The 18,837-nt window shown below is 43.9% G+C and carries 21 protein-coding genes, 1 pseudogene and 2 other annotated features; of the genes and pseudogenes, 20 read left to right on the top strand and 2 right to left on the bottom strand.

The window, feature by feature from the left end:
• Nucleotides 1–2 precede the first annotated feature (2 nt).
• Nucleotides 3–1,028 carry a spore coat protein CotN gene (cotN, locus tag AC0C66_RS06715; RefSeq protein WP_072183409.1) on the top strand — a complete coding sequence of 342 codons (1,026 nt, stop codon included), beginning with the start codon at nucleotides 3–5 and terminating at the stop codon, nucleotides 1,026–1,028.
• A gap of 18 nt (nucleotides 1,029–1,046) precedes the next feature.
• Here cotN and AC0C66_RS06710 read toward each other — a convergent pair whose 3' ends face one another.
• The gene (locus AC0C66_RS06710) at nucleotides 1,047–1,238 is read right to left on the bottom strand and encodes a hypothetical protein (RefSeq protein ID WP_010330262.1); all 192 of its coding nucleotides are present in this window, start codon (nucleotides 1,236–1,238) and stop codon (nucleotides 1,047–1,049) included.
• A gap of 165 nt (nucleotides 1,239–1,403) precedes the next feature.
• Nucleotides 1,404–1,626 (top strand) — a binding site (T-box leader).
• A gap of 59 nt (nucleotides 1,627–1,685) precedes the next feature.
• Here AC0C66_RS06710 and valS point away from each other — a divergent pair.
• The 16 genes from valS to rpmA all read left to right on the top strand — a co-directional run bounded on the left by valS (nucleotide 1,686) and on the right by rpmA (nucleotide 16,107).
• A complete protein-coding gene (valS, locus tag AC0C66_RS06705) occupies nucleotides 1,686–4,328 on the top strand; it encodes a valine--tRNA ligase (RefSeq protein WP_461845676.1) in 2,643 nt (880 codons plus the stop codon).
• 59 nt (nucleotides 4,329–4,387) lie between these two features.
• Nucleotides 4,388–5,680 (top strand): bifunctional folylpolyglutamate synthase/dihydrofolate synthase, encoded by a 1,293-nt coding sequence (locus tag AC0C66_RS06700; protein WP_072183411.1) that lies wholly within the window; start codon nucleotides 4,388–4,390, stop codon nucleotides 5,678–5,680.
• Nucleotides 5,681–5,816: 136 nt separating this feature from the next.
• Nucleotides 5,817–6,563 (top strand): prepilin peptidase, encoded by a 747-nt coding sequence (locus AC0C66_RS06695; RefSeq protein WP_072183412.1) that lies wholly within the window; start codon nucleotides 5,817–5,819, stop codon nucleotides 6,561–6,563.
• A 133-nt stretch (nucleotides 6,564–6,696) separates the two neighbouring features.
• Entirely contained in the window at nucleotides 6,697–7,695 is a 999-nt protein-coding gene (locus tag AC0C66_RS06690; RefSeq protein ID WP_461845636.1) for an SPOR domain-containing protein, read from the top strand.
• Between the two features lie 151 nt (nucleotides 7,696–7,846).
• Complete coding sequence (locus AC0C66_RS06685; RefSeq protein WP_014114658.1) at nucleotides 7,847–8,416, top strand: Maf family nucleotide pyrophosphatase; 570 nt, start codon at nucleotides 7,847–7,849, stop codon at nucleotides 8,414–8,416.
• Between the two features lie 36 nt (nucleotides 8,417–8,452).
• Nucleotides 8,453–9,148: a RadC family protein gene (gene radC, locus AC0C66_RS06680; RefSeq protein WP_041521028.1), complete on the top strand. Its 696-nt coding sequence runs from the start codon at nucleotides 8,453–8,455 to the stop codon at nucleotides 9,146–9,148.
• Between the two features lie 91 nt (nucleotides 9,149–9,239).
• Nucleotides 9,240–10,253 (top strand): cell shape-determining protein MreB, encoded by a 1,014-nt coding sequence (gene mreB / locus AC0C66_RS06675; protein WP_014114656.1) that lies wholly within the window; start codon nucleotides 9,240–9,242, stop codon nucleotides 10,251–10,253.
• Nucleotides 10,254–10,283: 30 nt separating this feature from the next.
• Nucleotides 10,284–11,156, top strand: coding sequence for a rod shape-determining protein MreC (mreC, locus tag AC0C66_RS06670; RefSeq protein ID WP_003222609.1), 873 nt, complete (start codon nucleotides 10,284–10,286; stop codon nucleotides 11,154–11,156).
• A complete protein-coding gene (mreD, locus tag AC0C66_RS06665; protein ID WP_014114655.1) occupies nucleotides 11,153–11,671 on the top strand; it encodes a rod shape-determining protein MreD in 519 nt (172 codons plus the stop codon). The genes mreC and mreD overlap by 4 nt, the downstream gene beginning before the upstream one ends.
• Before the next feature lie 52 nt (nucleotides 11,672–11,723).
• Nucleotides 11,724–12,404, top strand: coding sequence for a septum site-determining protein MinC (gene minC, locus AC0C66_RS06660; RefSeq protein WP_003222613.1), 681 nt, complete (start codon nucleotides 11,724–11,726; stop codon nucleotides 12,402–12,404).
• A 1-nt stretch (nucleotide 12,405) separates the two neighbouring features.
• Nucleotides 12,406–13,212, top strand: coding sequence for a septum site-determining protein MinD (gene minD / locus AC0C66_RS06655; RefSeq protein WP_014114654.1), 807 nt, complete (start codon nucleotides 12,406–12,408; stop codon nucleotides 13,210–13,212).
• A 148-nt stretch (nucleotides 13,213–13,360) separates the two neighbouring features.
• Nucleotides 13,361–14,155 carry a stage IV sporulation protein SpoIVFA gene (gene spoIVFA / locus AC0C66_RS06650; RefSeq protein WP_014114652.1) on the top strand — a complete coding sequence of 265 codons (795 nt, stop codon included), beginning with the start codon at nucleotides 13,361–13,363 and terminating at the stop codon, nucleotides 14,153–14,155.
• A complete protein-coding gene (spoIVFB, locus tag AC0C66_RS06645) occupies nucleotides 14,148–15,014 on the top strand; it encodes a stage IV sporulation intramembrane metalloprotease SpoIVFB (RefSeq protein WP_461845635.1) in 867 nt (288 codons plus the stop codon). Before spoIVFA ends, spoIVFB begins: the two co-directional genes overlap by 8 nt.
• A 57-nt stretch (nucleotides 15,015–15,071) precedes the next feature.
• Nucleotides 15,072–15,147 (top strand) — a sequence feature (ribosomal protein L21 leader region).
• Nucleotides 15,148–15,160: 13 nt separating this feature from the next.
• Complete coding sequence (gene rplU / locus AC0C66_RS06640) at nucleotides 15,161–15,469, top strand: 50S ribosomal protein L21 (RefSeq protein WP_003229668.1); 309 nt, start codon at nucleotides 15,161–15,163, stop codon at nucleotides 15,467–15,469.
• 2 nt (nucleotides 15,470–15,471) lie between these two features.
• Nucleotides 15,472–15,810, top strand: coding sequence for a ribosomal-processing cysteine protease Prp (locus tag AC0C66_RS06635; RefSeq protein ID WP_061186689.1), 339 nt, complete (start codon nucleotides 15,472–15,474; stop codon nucleotides 15,808–15,810).
• Nucleotides 15,811–15,822: 12 nt separating this feature from the next.
• A complete protein-coding gene (gene rpmA, locus AC0C66_RS06630) occupies nucleotides 15,823–16,107 on the top strand; it encodes a 50S ribosomal protein L27 (protein ID WP_003222623.1) in 285 nt (94 codons plus the stop codon).
• Between the two features lie 120 nt (nucleotides 16,108–16,227).
• On the opposite strand, the pseudogene AC0C66_RS06625 reads toward rpmA, so the two are convergent.
• A pseudogene (locus AC0C66_RS06625) lies at nucleotides 16,228–16,351 on the bottom strand (hypothetical protein).
• Nucleotides 16,352–16,428: 77 nt separating this feature from the next.
• Between AC0C66_RS06625 and spo0B the strand changes: the two are divergent.
• Genes spo0B through thrR form a run of 3 tightly spaced genes read left to right on the top strand, consistent with a single transcriptional unit; the run spans nucleotide 16,429 to nucleotide 18,828 of the window.
• Nucleotides 16,429–17,007: a sporulation initiation phosphotransferase Sop0B gene (gene spo0B, locus AC0C66_RS06620; protein WP_072183417.1), complete on the top strand. Its 579-nt coding sequence runs from the start codon at nucleotides 16,429–16,431 to the stop codon at nucleotides 17,005–17,007.
• A gap of 33 nt (nucleotides 17,008–17,040) precedes the next feature.
• The gene (gene obgE / locus AC0C66_RS06615) at nucleotides 17,041–18,327 is read left to right on the top strand and encodes a GTPase ObgE (protein ID WP_014114646.1); all 1,287 of its coding nucleotides are present in this window, start codon (nucleotides 17,041–17,043) and stop codon (nucleotides 18,325–18,327) included.
• Nucleotides 18,328–18,384: 57 nt separating this feature from the next.
• Nucleotides 18,385–18,828, top strand: a complete 444-nt coding sequence (thrR, locus tag AC0C66_RS06610) for a transcriptional regulator ThrR (protein WP_003222630.1) — start codon at nucleotides 18,385–18,387, stop codon at nucleotides 18,826–18,828.
• Nucleotides 18,829–18,837: the final 9 nt, after the last annotated feature.

Genomic DNA, 18,837 nt, shown 5'->3' with positions numbered 1-18,837 from the left:
GAATGGAAGATACCCTATCGGTTCTTCAGAAATACGGACTGACTGCTCAATTTATTGAGCCTGTCAGTCCTCTTGTGTGGAAAGTGTATACAGACTACGGCGTATTTGCCCTGAAAAAATTGAAATCGGTTCGCAGCAAACAATTTACAGATCATATGGTGGCGATTGAGGAAAAAGGTTTTCGTTCATTTGTTCCTGTTTACAGAACAAATAGCGGTGAGTTTTTATCAGAAGGCATACAATCCGGAGATTCCTATTATTTAATGCCATGGCTTCAATTTGACCAGGAGGAAGAACGGGATCAGAAACATGTTTATTTATTTAGAGAAACAGCCCGCCTTCACGAGAGAACCACTCAGGAAATAAAGATCAGACGTGATGATATTGAACGTTATTACGGACAAACGAAAAAAAAGTGGGAACATGATAAAATTTTTTATGAACAGTTTGTAGACAGAGCGGAAAAGGAATGGTACCTTTCCCCTTTTGAACTTCAGGCCGTAACCTATTTTTCAGAAACCATTTCGGCGGTGAATTTTGCGCTGGAGCGGTTGGAGGACTGGTATGAGTCGGCAAAAGAGAAGGGTGACTCAAGGGTTGTGATGAACCACGGCAACCTGTCTATACACCATTTTCTGTATAATGATACAGGGACCGGGTATTTCACAAACTTCGAAAGAGCGTCTGTCGGCCCGCCGCAAAACGACTTACTCGGCTTTTATACAAAAATGTTCAGAGGCTTTCCGAAAGCTTGTCCGGAATGCGTCGAATGGTTTTATGCATACACGAAATCATTCCCTTTGCGTGAAGCGGAAGTCAGTCTTTTTCTCAGCTATATGGCATTTCCGGCAGCCATGTACAAGGTGCTGAACCGTTATCAAACCGGGAAAAGACAGCATGAAAAAAATGAATGTACGCAATTATTAAAGGCTTATTGGCAAATGAAAAATATAGAGCCGTTTGTGATGAAAGTTCATCAGATTGAACAAGAGAAAAAATTTCAGGCTGAAAACGAGTCCACGTCTTAATGGCGCGGACTTGTTTGTTTATATCCAGTCTAAATGAAGGGCGCAAGCTAACAAGATCAGGATTGCGAGCAGCAAAACATCAAAGGTTGTCGGAAAGAAAATGGTTCTGATCCCTTGAAAAATTGTAATGGGGATAATCACTTGCGCGGATACAAGCCGAATTTGCCTGACCCACGGCGGCAGGGAATAAGAGCTGAATCGTTTCTTCAAGGTGCATCCTCCTCTACGCATTTACAAGCATTATATGTAAACTTGGGCAATAGGTGCCTGCCCATTTGTATAGAAAGCGGTGTTTTTGGAAAAGATGATTGACGAATCAAAAACACTTTTACTATAATAAAGAACATAAATAATGTATATAATGAGCTGATAAATACACCTGCTTAGAACGGGAAGAGTACAAAAAAGGCGCATGCAGAGAGAGAAGCCGTTTGCTGAAAGGCTTCTTATGTTGTCTGATTGGAAGGTCGCCCGGGAGCATAATTTCTTGAAAGAAGAGTAGAGAAATTCGGGAAACACCCGTTATCCGTTGTAAGTGCATGAACTGATAGAGTTCATGAAAAAAGGTGGTACCGCGAAAGAGCTTTTCGTCCTTTTACAGGGATGAAGAGCTCTTTTTTTGTTCTCAGCCATTTTTAAACATGCTGGAGGGTTATGATGGAAACGAATGAACAAACAATGCCGACGAAATACGATCCGGCAGCGGTTGAAAAAGACCGATATGATTTTTGGCTAAAAGGTAAATTTTTTGAAGCAGGCAGTGACCAGACAAAAGAGCCATATTCTGTAGTCATTCCGCCGCCAAACGTAACAGGAAGACTTCACCTTGGCCACGCGTGGGACACAACGTTGCAAGATATTGTAACAAGAATGAAACGCATGCAGGGTTATGATGTACTGTGGCTTCCGGGTATGGACCACGCCGGCATTGCGACACAGGCTAAAGTGGAAGCGAAACTTCGTGAAGAGGGCAAATCCCGATATGATCTTGGCCGCGAGAAATTCCTCGAAGAAACGTGGAAGTGGAAGGAAGAGTATGCTGACTTTATTCGCAGCCAGTGGGCGAAATTAGGCCTTGGCCTTGATTATTCCCGTGAACGTTTTACGCTGGATGAAGGCTTAAGCAAAGCGGTTCGCGAAGTATTCGTTAAGCTTTATGAAAAGGGCCTGATCTACAGAGGCGAATATATTATTAACTGGGACCCTGCGACAAAAACAGCTCTATCCGACATTGAGGTCATTTACAAGGATGTTCAAGGTGCGTTCTATCATATGAGCTATCCGCTCGCTGACGGTTCAGGTTCAATTGAAATTGCAACGACACGTCCTGAAACGATGCTCGGTGATACAGCGGTTGCCGTTCATCCTGAAGATGAGCGCTATAAGCATCTTATCGGAAAAACGGTGATCCTGCCGATTGTAAATCGTGAAATTCCGATTGTCGGTGATGACTACGTTGATATGGAATTTGGTTCAGGTGCGGTGAAAATTACGCCTGCCCATGATCCGAACGACTTCGAGCTTGGCAACCGCCACAATTTAGAACGTATTCTTGTCATGAATGAAGACGGAACAATGAATGAAAATGCCCTGCATTACCAAGGTATGGATCGTTTTGAATGCCGCAAAAAGCTCGTAAAAGATTTACAGGAGGCGGGAGTCCTCTTCAAAATTGAGGATCATATGCATTCTGTCGGCCATAGTGAACGAAGCGGGGCTGTAGTTGAGCCTTATCTTTCTACCCAATGGTTTGTGCGCATGCAGCCGCTTGCTGATGAAGCGATTGAGTTGCAAAAGAAAGAAGAAAAAGTCAACTTTGTGCCTGACCGTTTCGAAAAAACGTATTTACACTGGATGGAAAACATCCGCGACTGGTGTATTTCCCGTCAGTTGTGGTGGGGCCACCGTATTCCTGCTTGGTATCATAAAGAAACAGGTGAGCTATATGTCGGGCTTGAAGCGCCTGAGGACAGCGACAATTGGGAACAGGATACAGACGTACTGGATACATGGTTCAGCTCTGCGCTCTGGCCTTTCTCCACTATGGGCTGGCCTGATGTAACGGCTGAAGACTTTAAACGCTACTATCCGACAGACGTTCTCGTGACAGGGTACGACATCATTTTCTTCTGGGTGTCACGCATGATTTTCCAAGGTATTGAATTTACAGGCGAGCGCCCGTTCAAAGATGTTTTAATCCATGGCTTAATCCGTGATGAGCAAGGCCGGAAAATGAGTAAATCTCTTGGCAACGGTGTCGATCCGATGGATGTCATTGACAAGTACGGAGCCGATTCTCTGCGTTATTTCCTTGCGACTGGAAGCTCTCCTGGCCAAGATCTGCGCTTCAGCTATGAAAAAGTGGAATCGACTTGGAATTTTGCCAATAAAATTTGGAATGCCTCCCGTTTTGCATTAATGAACATGGACGGCATGACATACGGTGAGCTTGATCTGTCAGGCGAAAAATCAGTAGCTGATAAGTGGATTTTAACGCGATTAAATGAAACGATTGAGCATGTGACTCAGCTTGCTGATCGATATGAATTTGGTGAAGTCGGACGCCATTTATATAACTTTATTTGGGACGATTTCTGTGATTGGTATATTGAAATGGCGAAGCTTCCGCTTTACGGAGAAGACGAAGCGGCTAAGAAAACAACCCGTTCCATCCTTGCTTACGTACTGGATCAAACGATGCGCCTGCTCCATCCGTTTATGCCATTCTTAACGGAGGAAATTTGGCAGCACCTTCCTCATCAAGGGGAGTCGATTACAGTAAGTCAATGGCCTGTTGTCGTACCGGAGCATACTGATACTGAAGCGGCAGCTGACATGAAGCTTCTTGTTGAGCTGATCCGTTCTGTACGTAATATCCGCAGTGAAGTCAATACGCCAATGAGCAAGCAGGTTGAACTGTATATTAAAACAAGCACAGACGAAATAGCAGCCCGTCTCGAAGCGAACCGTTCATATGTTGAACGCTTTACGAATCCGAGCGTGCTAAAAATCGGCACGGATATCGAGGCTGTTGATAAAGCGATGACGGCCGTTGTCTCAGGAGCGGAGGTTATTCTTCCGCTTGAAGGCTTAATTAATATTGATGAAGAAATTGTCCGTCTGCAAAAAGAATTTGATAAGCTGACGAAAGAAGTCGAGCGTGTCCAAAAGAAACTTGGAAATGAAGGATTTATGAAAAAAGCGCCTGCGCACGTAATTGATGAAGAACGTGAAAAAGAAAAAGATTATGTGGCAAAGCGTGACGCTGTTCAAAAACGAATGGCTGAGCTGAAGGGCTAATGAAAAGCCGGGGCGGTTTCTAGAGAAACCGCCTTGTCTTATAAAAGAGGGGATTATCATTGTTTACTGCATATGAAGAAGCGCGCAGCTGGATTCACGGGCGGCTGAAATTCGGAGTGAAGCCCGGACTCGGCCGAATGGAGCAGCTGATGGCGCGGTTAGGGCATCCTGAAAAGAAAATCCGCGCGTTCCACGTCGCAGGAACAAACGGTAAAGGATCAACTGTGGCTTTTATCCGTTCTATGCTGCAAGAAGCCGGATATACGGTAGGAACGTTTACCTCACCTTATATCATTACGTTTAATGAACGGATCAGCGTAAACGGGACACCGATTTCAGATGAGGAATGGACAGCACTCGTCAATCAGATGAAACCGCACGTTGAAGCGCTTGATCAAACGGAATACGGACAGCCGACAGAATTTGAAATTATGACGGCGTGTGCATTTTTATATTTTGCAGAGTTTCATAAGGTCGACTTTGTTATTTTTGAAACAGGTCTGGGCGGGAGATTCGACTCTACGAATGTAGTTGAACCGCTTTTAACTGTAATCACAAGCATCGGACACGACCATATGAACATTTTGGGAAACACCATTGAAGAAATTGCTGGGGAAAAGGCCGGAATTATTAAAGAAGGTATTCCAATTGTTACAGCTGTTACTCAGCCGGAAGCCTTACAGGTTATTCGTCATGAGGCTGAACGACATGCTGCGCCGTTCCAGTCATTACATGATACATGTGTTATTTTCAATGAAGAGGCTCTGCCTGCCGGAGAGCAGTTTTCATTCAAAACGGCTGAGAAGTGTTATGAAGATATTCGGACATCTCTGATCGGCACACATCAAAGACAAAATGCGGCTTTGTCCATTTTGGCTGCTGAGTGGCTTAATAGAGAGAACATTGCCCGTATCAGTGATGAGGCGTTAAGAAGCGGACTTGTAAAGGCTGTTTGGCCGGGGCGGTTAGAGCTTGTTCAGGAACATCCGCCGGTATACTTAGACGGTGCGCATAACGAAGAAGGTGTTGAAAATCTGGCGGAAACGATGAAACAGCGTTTCCCTGATTCCCGCATTTCTGTGGTGTTTAGCGCATTAAAGGACAAACCGTATCAAAACATGATTAGGAGACTGGAAACCATAGCGCATGCGATTCATTTTGCTTCTTTTGATTTCCCGCGTGCTTCTCTTGCAAAAGATCTCTATGATGCAAGTGAAATCAGCAATAAAAGCTGGAGTGAAGATCCGGGCGATGTGCTCGAACTCATAGAAAGCAAAAAGGGCTCAAATGAAATTGTGCTGATTACCGGATCACTCTATTTTATTTCTGACATTCGCAAAAGGTTGAAGTAAAGGCGTCCAGCCCTGGCAGTATCGAAAATGAGATTCTGCCGGGGTTTTTATGTGTAAAATTGAATATTCCCGATTAGAGTTCAGCCCGCTCACTCTGCTACAATCCATACCAGTATCTTGTAAAGGTGTGTTGTCTATGCTTCCCATTCTTTTTCTCCTCGGGCTGATCCTTGGTTCATTTTACTATACGGCCGGGTGCCGTATCCCCTTGCATATATCCATTATCACGCCCCGTTCGGCATGCTCGTTTTGCCGGCGGACATTAACCGCGGCAGAATTAATTCCCATCCTGTCATTCTTTTTCCAAAAGGGCAAATGTAAAAGCTGCGGACGTAGAATTTCAATTATGTATCCCGCGGCAGAGCTTGTGACAGCGTGTTTATTTGCCGCCGCAGGAATACGCTTTGGCTCATCTCCGGAACTATTGCCTGCTGTTGTATTTATCTCTCTTCTCATCATTGTTGTAGTGACAGATATTCATTTTATGCTGATTCCAAATCGAATATTGATTTTCTTTCTTCCCTTTTTGGCGGCAGCAAGATTGATTTCTCCGCTTGATTCCTGGTATGCCAGCCTGTTAGGCGCGGCCGCCGGATTTCTTTTCCTGTCCTTAATTGCCGCAATCACCCATGGAGGAATAGGGGGAGGAGATATTAAATTATTTGCGGTGATTGGCTTTATGCTTGGTGTGAAAATGCTGGCAGCTGCCTTTTTCTTTTCTGTTTTGATAGGTGCATTGTATGGAGCGGCAGCTGTCCTGACTGGAAGACTCGCCAAAAGGCAGCCGCTTCCCTTTGCCCCCGCAATTGCGGCAGGGAGCATTTTAGCCTATTTATACGGTGAGTCTATTATTTCTTTTTATATGAAAATGGCATTGGGCTGACCGCTGAAAAATTTGACGAACGTTTTTTGGACAAGACGACAAAAGTCTTGTTCTTTTTTTTTTCGCCTGTGCTAAAGTGTGTAGCATGAAAAGCCGACAAGAACGGTCAAGCAAATGAAGGGAGGAAGCGGAATTGAAAAAAAGGAAGAATAAAAAAAACAGTAAAGCCGCAGAAAAAGCCCTCAAGGTGACGATTAATGGAAAAGAAGAGACGGTTTACGAACAAGAAACGCCTGAGACTGTGACGGATAAAAACATGACATTTTCAAATTGGGAGGAAAAGAGAAAGGCAGAACAGGAGGTCGCAGCTTCCCATGAACATCCCGATGAAGATGAATTTAACTGGGATTCAGAAGAGGACAAGGTGTTTAAAGAGGATCCAAAAGTCGTTCCGCCTTATCAAAAGAAAAAAACAAAGCTGTATGCAAAAGGAAAGGCCGGGGCGGCCAAACCGGTAAAAAGAGTGGCGGCGACGATTGCCTTTGCAGCTGTCATAGGCACCGGATTAGGCTTATTCGCGTTGAACATCTCGGGCAATAAAGAAGCGGCAGCACCAGCCTCTTTAGATGATTCCCTGGGCAGCCAAACGGCAAAAGCCGGAAATACTTCTGCTGATAAACAAAGCTCAGGCGCAGAAAAACAGGCGGCACAAACTGAAGGTACATATAAAACGTACGCTGTACAAGCCGGAAAATTCTCAAATGAAAAGGGTGCCGAAACGTTGACAGAACAACTGACTGAAAAAGGTTATTCCGCCGTGTCGCTGTCAAAGGATGACGGGTACACGTATGTCATCGCAGGCTTAGCCAGTGATAAGGACGTGTCACAGCAGTTAGGGCAGCTTTTAATCGACAGCGATTTTGAAGCTTGGGGAGGCAAAGAGCTTTCCTTATCAATAGAGTCAGATATGACAGATTCCTTCAAAGAAACAGCGGAGCTTGCAGCAAAGGCGATTCTCGGCGAAGACATTACAAAAGCGAGTGTAGAGAAAATAGAAAAGTCGCTTGGTGAAACAGAAGCATCAGAAGCAGGAGAGAAAAAAGCGATTTTGCAGGCATTAAAGGAATTAGAGGACCCAAATGCTGAAGCCGGGTGGAAGGCTCAGCAGCAGCTATTAGCCGTCATTAAATAAGAGAAAGTGCCTGAGCCTTCGTCCTTTAGTGACAGGCTTTTTTTATTTTGTCATGAAAAAGTTATTTTTCTGAAATTGTGACAAGCCTCGTGATTTGGTAGGATAAACGAGTATCTTTTTTTCTTAAGCAAACCCTGAAAGGATGACGAACATGACTAAGCCGCTAATACTTGCATCACAATCTCCGCGCAGGAAAGAACTCCTCGATCTTCTCCAGCTGCCCTACTCCATTATTGTCAGTGAAGTAGAGGAAAAATTAAATCGAAACTTTTCACCTGAAGAAAACGTCCAATGGTTGGCAAAACAAAAAGCTAAGGCTGTAGCTGATCTCCACCCGCATGCAATCGTTATCGGCGCTGATACAATGGTATGCCTGGACGGCGAATGCCTCGGCAAACCGAAAGATCAAGAAGAAGCTGCTTCTATGCTGCGGAGGCTTTCAGGCCGAAGTCATTCAGTAATTACCGCGGTCAGCATACAAGCCGAAAATCACAGCGAGACTTTTTATGATAAGACAGAAGTTACGTTTTGGCCCCTCAGTGAAGAAGAGATTTGGACTTATATAGAAACAAAAGAGCCGATGGATAAAGCAGGTGCATACGGTATCCAAGGAAGAGGCGCGCTTTTTGTAAAGAAAATAGACGGAGATTATTATTCAGTCATGGGCCTTCCTATATCAAAAACGATGAGAGTTCTTCGCCATTTTGATATAAAGGCATGACGGTTCTATAAACGGGAAGGGAAAGAAAAGGAGTGCTTGATCATACACGATCTGCCATTGAAACTCAAAGATTTCCCAACGAAAGAAAAGCCAAGAGAACGGCTCCTGAAAGTCGGAGCCGAGAACTTAGCGAATCATGAACTATTGGCTATATTATTGCGGACAGGCACTAAACACGAATCTGTTATGGATCTGTCAAACCGGTTGCTTCGCTCTTTTGACGGACTTCGATTGCTGAAAGAAGCATCGGTTGAAGAGCTGTCGAGCATTCGGGGAATCGGTATGGTAAAAGCGGTCCAAATCCTGGCGGCAGTAGAGCTTGGAAGCCGTATTCATAAATTAGCCAACGAAGAACATTTCGTCATTCGCTCCCCGGAAGACGGCGCAAATCTTGTCATGGAGGATATGCGCTTTTTAACCCAGGAGCATTTTGTCTGTTTATACTTAAATACAAAAAACCAAGTCATCCATAAACGCACTGTATTTATCGGAAGTCTGAATTCATCTATTGTCCATCCGCGAGAGGTGTTTAAAGAAGCGTTTAAACGATCTGCCGCTTCCTTTATCTGTGTTCATAATCATCCTTCTGGAGATCCGACGCCGAGCAGGGAAGATATTGAAGTGACAAGACGGCTGTTTGAATGTGGAAACCTGATTGGCATTGAGCTGCTTGACCATTTGGTGATCGGGGACAAAAAATTTGTGAGTTTAAAGGAAAAAGGATATTTGTAACACTTTTTTTTTCGTCGAATTAAGCTATAATAGAGTTTATGAGTTTTTCCCTTTAGGGTATTTTTGCTTTAAGAAAGGAAGATACATACATATGTTTGGAATTGGTGCAAGAGACCTTGGTATAGATCTTGGAACTGCGAATACGCTTGTTTTTGTAAAAGGAAAAGGAATTGTTGTGAGAGAGCCGTCAGTTGTCGCTTTGCAAACGGATACGAAGTCGATTGTTGCTGTCGGAAATGATGCGAAAAATATGATCGGACGGACACCGGGCAACGTGGTGGCACTTCGCCCGATGAAAGACGGCGTTATCGCTGATTATGAAACAACGGCGACGATGATGAAATATTACATCAATCAGGCCATTAAAAATAAAGGCATGTTTGCCAGAAAACCATATGTGATGGTTTGTGTCCCTTCAGGCATTACGGCTGTTGAGGAACGCGCTGTCATTGATGCGACAAGACAGGCAGGAGCGCGTGACGCGTATCCGATTGAAGAGCCGTTTGCCGCAGCAATCGGAGCCAATCTGCCAGTTTGGGAACCGACTGGAAGCATGGTTGTCGATATCGGAGGCGGTACGACAGAGGTTGCGATTATTTCCCTCGGAGGCATTGTAACGTCTCAATCGATCCGCGTAGCCGGTGATGAGATGGATGATGCGATTATCAACTACATCAGAAAAACGTACAACCTGATGATCGGTGACCGTACGGCTGAAGCGATTAAAATGGAGATCGGATCTGCAGAAGCTCCTGAAGATTCCGATAAAATGGAAATCCGCGGACGCGATTTACTGACAGGTCTGCCGAAAACAATCGAAATTACAGGAAAAGAAATTTCTAACGCATTGCGCGACACTGTATCTACAATTGTCGAAGCAGTGAAGAGCACACTTGAAAAAACACCGCCTGAGCTTGCAGCAGATATTATGGACAGAGGTATTGTGTTAACCGGCGGCGGAGCGCTTCTTCGCAATTTAGACAAAGTCATCAGTGAAGAAACGAAAATGCCGGTCCTTATCGCCGAAGACCCGCTTGATTGTGTAGCGATCGGAACAGGGAAAGCACTGGAGCACATCCATCTTTTCAAAGGGAAAACTAGATAATCGGGAGTTCAATAGAAGAGGTGTAACACGATGCCGAATAAACGGTTAATGCTATTACTTCTGTGTATTATCATATTGGTGGCTATGATTGGTTTTTCGCTGAAGGGCGGCCGCAATACCACCTGGCCTGAGAAAGTGATCGGCGATACGACGGGAGTATTTCAAAATATTTTTCATACGCCTGCCGAATTTTTTGCAGGGATATTTGAGAACATTAATGATTTAAAAAACACATACAAAGAAAACGAGCGTCTGAGAGAGAAGCTTGACGGACAGACACAATATGAAGCCAAGCTTCAAGAACTTGAAGAAGAAAACAAATCCTTGCGTGACGAGCTTGGCCATGTCAAATCGATTAAAGATTACAAGCCGATTTTAGCGACAGTCATTGCCAGAAGTCCTGATAATTGGGCGAAACAAGTCACCATTAATAAGGGGACTCAGCAAAACGTAGCGAAAGATATGGCTGTAACAAACGAAAAAGGCGCATTAATCGGCAAGATCAAAAGCTCCGGTCTTAACAATTTTACGTCTACTGTTCAGCTTTTAAGTGATACTGACCGCAATAACAGAGTCGCGACGAAAATTTCCGGAAAAAAAGGCAGCAAAGGCTACGGCCTGATCGAAGGATATGACAAAGAGAAAAAACGTCTTAAGATGACCATTATTGAGCGTAAGGATAAACAAGACGTGAAAAAAGGCGATCTTATTGAAACATCAGGCACAGGCGGTGTTTTCCCAGAAGGGCTGACAATCGGTGAAGTGACTGATATCGAGTCAGATTCCTACGGATTAACGAAAGTTGCTTATGTAAAACCTGCTGCTGACCTTACCGATTTAAATAATGTGATCGTTGTTAACCGTGATGTGCCGACTGTCGATACAGAGGAGGAAGGATCGTGAAACGTTTCCTTCTCCCTTTCGTTATGATGCTTGTTTTTTCTGCGGAAAGCATTTTTACCGATCTGGTGCATTTTCCGTTCGTTACTGATGATCAGGTGCTTGCCCCGCGTTTTCTGATGCTTGTACTGATATTTATGTCGGCTTTCATCAATCAAAAACACGCAATGATTTACGGATTTATTTTTGGCCTTCTATATGACATGAACTATACAAGTCTATTAGGCGTTTATATGTTTGGTTTTGCCGGGTTATGCTATTTGGCTTCAAAAGCGTTTAAAGTGCTTCATACAAACGCATTTGTGGTGATATTGATAGCAGTTCTCGCTGTCAGCGTGCTCGAATTTTATGTATTCGGCATTCAGTCGTTGATTCATAAAGACATCATGACGTTTAACGGGTTTGTGCTTGACCGGTTTATACCGACAATTTTATTAAATATTGTAGCCGCTCTTATTCTGGTTCTGCCATTTAGATTGTTTTTTATGAGTCTAAAGAAAGAATTGAGAGATGAGTAAAAAGGATTTTATCTTTTTTTGACGAAATGAGTATGTTGTTGAGGTGAATATTGTGAAGACCAAAAAGCAGCAATATGTAACAATAAAAGGAACAAAGAATGGATTAACATTGCATCTGGATGATGCGTGTTCTTTTGATGAGCTTCTCGATGGTCTTCAGAATATGCTGTCAATTGAACAATATACGGATGGAAAAGGCCAGAAAATCAGCGTCCATGTTAAGCTGGGAAATCGCTTTTTATATAAGGAGCAAGAGGAACAGCTGACCGAATTGATTGCGTCAAAGAAAGATTTGTTTGTTCATTCTATTGACAGTGAAGTCATTACTAAAAAAGAAGCACAGCGTATGAAAGAGGAAGCTGAAATTATTTCTGTTTCAAAAATTGTCCGTTCAGGCCAGGTGCTGCAGGTGAAAGGCGACTTGCTCCTGATCGGTGACGTGAATCCCGGCGGAACAGTCATGGCCGGAGGGAACATTTTTGTTCTGGGCTCACTGAAAGGAATCGCGCACGCCGGATTCAACGGAAATAATCAAGCGGTCATCGCCGCCTCTGAAATGCTGCCGACACAATTAAGAATCAATCACGTGTTAAATCGCTCCCCAGACCACATTCAAAAAGGGAACGAAATGGAATGTGCTTATTTAGATACAGACGGAAATATGGTCATTGAACGCCTTCAACATTTGGCTCATTTAAGACCTGATCTAACAAGGCTTGAGGGAGGAATGTGAATTGGGTGAGGCTATCGTAATAACTTCGGGAAAAGGCGGAGTAGGTAAAACGACAACATCTGCGAACCTCGGTACCGCCTTAGCCATTTTAGGGAAGCGAGTATGTTTAGTAGATACTGATATAGGACTGCGCAACCTTGATGTTGTAATGGGTCTTGAAAATAGAATTATTTACGATCTTGTAGACGTTGTAGAGGGAAGGTGCAAAATGCATCAGGCGCTCGTAAAAGACAAACGTTTCGATGATCTGCTCTATTTAATGCCCGCTGCTCAAACGAGTGATAAGACAGCCGTTGTTCCTGAACAAATTAAAAATATGGTCCAAGAGCTCAAACAGGAATTTGACTATGTCATCATAGACTGTCCTGCCGGAATTGAGCAAGGATACAAAAATGCCGTTTCCGGAGCTGATAAAGCGATTGTGGTCACAACGCCTGAAATCTCAGCTGTTCGTGATGCTGACCGTATTATAGGGCTGCTGGAGCAAGAGGAAAATATTGAACCGCCGCGGCTCGTTGTAAACAGAATCAGAAATCACCTGATGAAAAACGGTGACACGATGGATATCGACGAAATCGTACAGCATTTGTCGATCGATTTGCTCGGAATCGTGGCTGATGATGATGAAGTCATTAAAGCTTCCAACCATGGCGAACCGATTGCAATGGACCCGAAAAACCGCGCTTCCATTGCATATCGCAATATTGCCCGCCGCATCTTAGGTGAATCGGTTCCTTTACAGTTGCTTGAAGAGCAAAACAAAGGAATGATGGCTAAGATTAAATCATTTTTCGGAGTAAGATCTTAATGTGATAGAATCAAAGAGAAGAATCTGACAAAGCAATTGCTGTGTCAGGTTTTTTTGTTTTTGTCTGCTTTGTGCTTGAGTAAATCGAATATTTGCCATGGACAAGACATATGATGTACAAACCCAACGAATGCAAAGGATGATGGCAATGAGTCACAGAGCAGATGAAATCAGAAAACGATTAGAGAAAAGAAGAAAACAGCTTTCCGGCTCAAAACGTTTCTCTACTCAGACAGTTTCTGAAAAGCAGAAACCCCCGTCTTGGGTAATGGTAACGGACCAGGAAAAGCACGGAACTCTTCCGGTCTATGAAGATAACATTTCAACATTCAACGGAAAACACCCTTTGGTTAAAACAGATTCAATTATCCTGAAATGTCTTCTGTCGGCCTGTCTTGTTCTTGTTTCCGCCATAGCCTATAAAACAAACATTGGGCCCGTCAGCCAGATTAAACCCGCCGTTGCCAAAACTTTCGAAACTGAATTTCAATTTGCCTCAGCAAGCCATTGGTTTGAAACGAAATTTGGCAATCCGCTCGCTTTTCTGGCTCCTGAACATAAAAATAAAGAACAGCAGGTTGAAGTGGGCCAAGACCTGGTCGCACCTGCATCCGGGAAAGTGCAGCAGGATTTTCAGGACAACGGGGAAGGGATTAAAGTCGAAACAAGCAGCGATAAAATTGATAGCATAAAAGAAGGCTATGTAATTGAAGTCAGCAAAGACAGCCAGACGGGACTGACAGTTAAGGTGCAGCATGCTGACAATACCTATAGTATTTATGGCGAGCTCAAAGATGTGGATGTTGCTTTATATGATTTTGTAGATAAAGGAAAAAAGCTCGGCTCAATTAAACTTGATGATCATAATAAAGGGGTCTATTATTTTGCCATGAAAGACGGCGATAAATTTATTGATCCGATTCAGGTGATTTCATTTGAATAAATGGCTTGACCTTATCTTGAAGATTCATGTACATCCTTTTCTATGGATTATCGCGGCGCTGGGACTGCTCACAGGCCACATAAAAGCATTATTATGTCTGCTCCTGATTGTACTGGTCCATGAGCTGGGGCATGCTGCTCTGGCCGTGTTTTTTTCCTGGAGAATCAAGCGTGTATTTTTGCTGCCGTTTGGCGGAACGGTGGAAGTGGAAGAACACGGAAATCGGCCGTTAAAGGAAGAGTTTGCAGTGATTATTGCCGGCCCTCTTCAGCACATCTGGCTTCAGCTTGCTGCCTGGATGCTTGCAGAACTCTCAGTGATTCATCAGCATACCTTTGAACTCTTCACCTTTTATAATCTTTCTATTTTATTTGTGAATCTGCTGCCGATCTGGCCGCTTGATGGCGGAAAACTGTTATTTTTGCTGTTTTCCAAGCAGATGCCTTTTCAAAAGGCTCACCGGCTCAATTTAAAAACGTCGCTCTGCTTCTGCCTGCTGCTCGGGTGCTGGGTTTTATTTGTGATTCCTCTGCAAATCAGCGCATGGGTTTTGTTTGTCTTTCTGGCTGTTTCTTTGTTTGAGGAATACAGGCAAAGGCATTATATCCATGTGAGATTTCTCCTTGAAAGGTATTACGGAAAAAACCGTGAGCTTGAAAAACTGCTGCCGCTGACAGTAAAGGCAGAGGATAAAGTCTATCATGTGATGGCCGAGTTCAAACGCGGCTGTAAACACCCGATTATCATAGAGAAATCAGGCCAAAAGCTGAGCCAGCTTGACGAGAATGAAGTGCTCCACGCTTACTTTGCCGATAAGCGGACGAATTCCTCCATGGAGGAACTGCTGCTGCCTTACTAAAATTGATTGACAAACGCCTTGTATTTTGGTATATTTTTTAATGTTATGGATGTAGCACCATTGCTACAACCGCTCAGTACAGGTGTTAAGAGCTTTTACAGCCCCCTGGTATCTGGCGAGTCTTAGTCTAATAGGAGGTGCAGAGAATGTACGCAATCATTAAAACAGGCGGTAAACAAATCAAAGTTGAAGAAGGCCAAACTGTTTACATCGAAAAACTTGCTGCTGAAGCAGGTGAAACAGTTACTTTTGAAGACGTTTTGTTTGTTGGCGGAGACAACGTGAAAGTCGGCAACCCTACAGTTGAAGGCGCAACAGTAACGGCTAAAGTTGAAAAACAAGGCCGCGCGAAAAAAATCACTGTTTTCAGATACAAACCTAAGAAAAACGTTCATAAAAAACAAGGTCATCGTCAGCCTTACACTAAAGTGACGATCGAAAAAATCAACGCGTAAGCATGATTCAGGCAACAATCAGAAGGTCTCATGATAAAGGCGTATTGTCTTTTGAAATGACGGGCCATGCGAATTTTGCTGAACATGGACAAGATCTTGTTTGTGCCGGAGTAACAGCCGTTGTGTTTGGAGCCGTTAACGCGGTTATTGTGCTCGCGGGCTTCGAGCCGCTTCTTGATATAGGGGAGGACGGGGGTTATTTTTACTTTGAATTCCCTGAATCTCTTGATCCGGAGGCGCGTCAAAAAGCTCAGCTGCTGATTGAAGGCATGATTGTTTCGCTGGAGACAATCGAACGGGATTACAAAGATAACTTGCGTGTGACCACAAACATAATATAGGAGGTGAGCTACATGCTTAGATTAGATCTTCAGTTTTTCGCTTCTAAAAAAGGAGTAGGTTCTACAAAGAACGGACGTGACTCTGAGGCTAAACGTTTAGGTGCTAAACGTGCTGACGGTCAATTCGTGACAGGCGGTTCTATCCTTTACCGTCAACGCGGAACAAAAATTTACCCAGGTGAAAACGTGGGCCGCGGCGGAGATGACACTCTATTTGCTAAAATCGACGGAACTGTTAAATTCGAACGTTTCGGTCGTGACCGCAAAAAAGTGAGCGTATATCCTGTAGCTCAATAATGATTCAAAAAACTCCGGTCGATGATGACTGGAGTTTTTTTTGCAATATGCGGAGTAAACACCAAGAATGAAATGCAGAGTATGTGCGAGCAGACCCCGCCAAGAATGAGAATAAACATCTCAAACCCACTGGATATGTTCCCCAAGCAGTAATACATAAAATGTTCTGCCTGGCTGCAAATCAACCTTAGTCAGAAAAAAAGGAACATGATATTTCTGGGAAAAACAATTGTTTTTCTAACAAAGCCTTCTCTGTTATAATTCATAATACACACTTATACAGACTCCTAAATAAGAAATTAAATGATTGGGAGTGCGAAAATGAAGGATGTTTCAAAAAATCAAGAAGAAAATATAAGCGACACGGCATTAACAAACGAACTGATTCATCTGCTCGGCCATTCCCGGCATGATTGGATGAATAAGCTGCAGCTGATTAAAGGAAACTTAAGCTTGCAGAAGTATGACCGCGTCTTTGAAATGATTGAAGAAATGGTTATAGACGCAAAGCACGAATCAAAGCTCTCAAACCTGAAAACACCGCATTTGGCGTTTGATTTTCTTACGTTTAATTGGAAAACCCATTATATGACGCTTGAATATGAAGTTCTTGGAGAAATTAAGGATTTGTCGGCCTATGATCAAAAGCTGGCGAAACTGATGAGAAAGCTGTTTTATCTGTTTGATCAAGCAGTCAGCAGAGAGAGCGAAAATCATTTAACGGTTTCGCTTCAAACGGATCATCCTGACAGACAGCTGATTCTGTACCTTGATTTTCACGGCGCCTTAGCCGATCCATCTGCTTTTGATGATATTCGGCAGAATGGATATGAGGACGTTGATATCTTGCGTTTTGAAATCACAAGTCACGAATGCCTGATTGAAATTGGGTTGGACTAGCGGAGTTTTTAACGGTTTAGAACGGAGGACATTATGTTTGTAGATCAGGTCAAAGTATATGTAAAAGGCGGCGACGGCGGCAACGGAATGGTTGCGTTTCGCCGTGAAAAATATGTGCCGAAAGGCGGCCCTGCCGGCGGTGACGGAGGAAAGGGAGGAGACGTCGTTTTTGAAGTGGATGAAGGTCTCCGCACCCTGATGGATTTTAGATACAAAAAACATTTTAAAGCGATTCGCGGCGAGCATGGCATGTCCAAAAACCAGCACGGGCGAAATGCTGATGATATGGTCATTAAAGTTCCGCCAGGCACCGTTGTGACAGACGATGATACAAAGCAGGTCATCGCTGATTTAACAGAGCACGGACAGCAGGCTGTCATTGCAAGGGGCGGAAGAGGCGGAAGAGGAAATTCCCGCTTTGCTACGCCGGCTAATCCTGCGCCTCAGCTTTCAGAAAACGGCGAGCCGGGAAAAGAACGCTACGTTGTTCTTGAATTAAAAGTGCTTGCGGATGTCGGGCTTGTCGGATTCCCGAGTGTTGGAAAATCCACTTTGCTGTCTGTTGTCTCATCTGCAAAACCGAAAATTGCGGACTATCACTTTACAACGCTTGTCCCGAATCTCGGCATGGTTGAAACGGATGACGGACGCAGCTTTGTTATGGCCGATTTACCGGGACTGATTGAAGGTGCACACCAAGGCGTCGGACTTGGCCACCAGTTTTTGCGCCATATCGAACGGACACGGGTTATCGTTCACGTCATTGACATGTCAGGCTTAGAAGGCCGCGATCCGTATGAGGATTATGTGACGATTAACCAGGAGCTGAGCGAGTACAACTTGCGTCTCACGGAACGTCCGCAAATTATCGTTGCAAATAAAATGGACATGCCGCAGGCTGCGGAAAATCTTGAAGCCTTTAAAGAAAAGCTGACGGATGATTACCCGGTATTCCCGGTCAGTGCGGTGACAAGAGAAGGCCTACGTGAGCTTCTGTTTGAAGTCGCCAATCAGCTGGAGAACACACCGGAATTCCCGCTGTATGACGAGGAAGAGCTTACACAAAACCGTGTCATGTACACGATCGAGAATGAAGAAGTGCCATTTAACATTACTCGCGATCCAGACGGTGTATTTGTACTTTCAGGAGATAGCCTTGAGCGGTTATTCAAGATGACTGATTTCTCACGTGATGAATCGGTTAAACGGTTTGCAAGACAAATGCGCGGAATGGGTGTTGATGAAGCACTCAGAGAACGCGGTGCCAAGGATGGAGATATTATCAGGCTTCTGGAGTTTGAATTTGAATTTATTGATTAATGATGGCAGAAAGGAGAGCCTGGATGTCAGGCTCTCTATTTTAAAGGGGGGATGCAAATGAAAGAGGAGACATTTTATCTTGTCCGTGAAGATGTATTGCCCGATGCGATGAGAAAAACATTGGAAGTCAAAAAGCTGCTTGATCGAAAAAAAGCAGATTCAGTGGCAGATGCCGTTCAAAAGGTCGATTTAAGCAGAAGTGCGTTTTATAAATACAGAGATGCTGTTTTTCCATTCTACACTATGGTTAAAGAACAAATTATCACACTTTTCTTTCATTTGGAGGATAGGTCAGGTGCGTTATCTCAGCTCCTGCAGGCTGTAGCGGATTCTGGAAGCAACGTTCTTTCCATTCACCAGACGATTCCGCTTCAGGGCAGAGCAAATGTGACACTGTCTATCAGTACGTCTGCCATGGAAGAGGACATTCATACGTTAATGAATAAGCTCAGGAAGTTTGATTTTGTTGAAAAGGTTGAAATATTAGGTTCAGGTGCATAAGGGAGAGAA

It is taken from the genome of Bacillus sp. VA13, from assembly GCF_055710085.1.
The sequence above is the reverse complement of the archived record's forward strand: the minus strand, read 5'-3'. Positions and strand labels throughout refer to the sequence as shown.

Coding starts and splice junctions, on each gene's coding strand:
- cotN (WP_072183409.1), top strand. CDS start 3: ATGGAAGATACCCTATCGGTTCTTCAGAAATACGGACTGACTGCTCAA.
- valS (WP_461845676.1), top strand. CDS start 1,686: ATGGAAACGAATGAACAAACAATGCCGACGAAATACGATCCGGCAGCG.
- AC0C66_RS06695 (WP_072183412.1), top strand. CDS start 5,817: ATGCTTCCCATTCTTTTTCTCCTCGGGCTGATCCTTGGTTCATTTTAC.
- AC0C66_RS06685 (WP_014114658.1), top strand. CDS start 7,847: ATGACTAAGCCGCTAATACTTGCATCACAATCTCCGCGCAGGAAAGAA.
- mreB (WP_014114656.1), top strand. CDS start 9,240: ATGTTTGGAATTGGTGCAAGAGACCTTGGTATAGATCTTGGAACTGCG.
- mreC (WP_003222609.1), top strand. CDS start 10,284: ATGCCGAATAAACGGTTAATGCTATTACTTCTGTGTATTATCATATTG.
- spoIVFA (WP_014114652.1), top strand. CDS start 13,361: ATGAGTCACAGAGCAGATGAAATCAGAAAACGATTAGAGAAAAGAAGA.
- rplU (WP_003229668.1), top strand. CDS start 15,161: ATGTACGCAATCATTAAAACAGGCGGTAAACAAATCAAAGTTGAAGAA.
- AC0C66_RS06635 (WP_061186689.1), top strand. CDS start 15,472: ATGATTCAGGCAACAATCAGAAGGTCTCATGATAAAGGCGTATTGTCT.
- rpmA (WP_003222623.1), top strand. CDS start 15,823: ATGCTTAGATTAGATCTTCAGTTTTTCGCTTCTAAAAAAGGAGTAGGT.
- spo0B (WP_072183417.1), top strand. CDS start 16,429: ATGAAGGATGTTTCAAAAAATCAAGAAGAAAATATAAGCGACACGGCA.
- obgE (WP_014114646.1), top strand. CDS start 17,041: ATGTTTGTAGATCAGGTCAAAGTATATGTAAAAGGCGGCGACGGCGGC.
- thrR (WP_003222630.1), top strand. CDS start 18,385: ATGAAAGAGGAGACATTTTATCTTGTCCGTGAAGATGTATTGCCCGAT.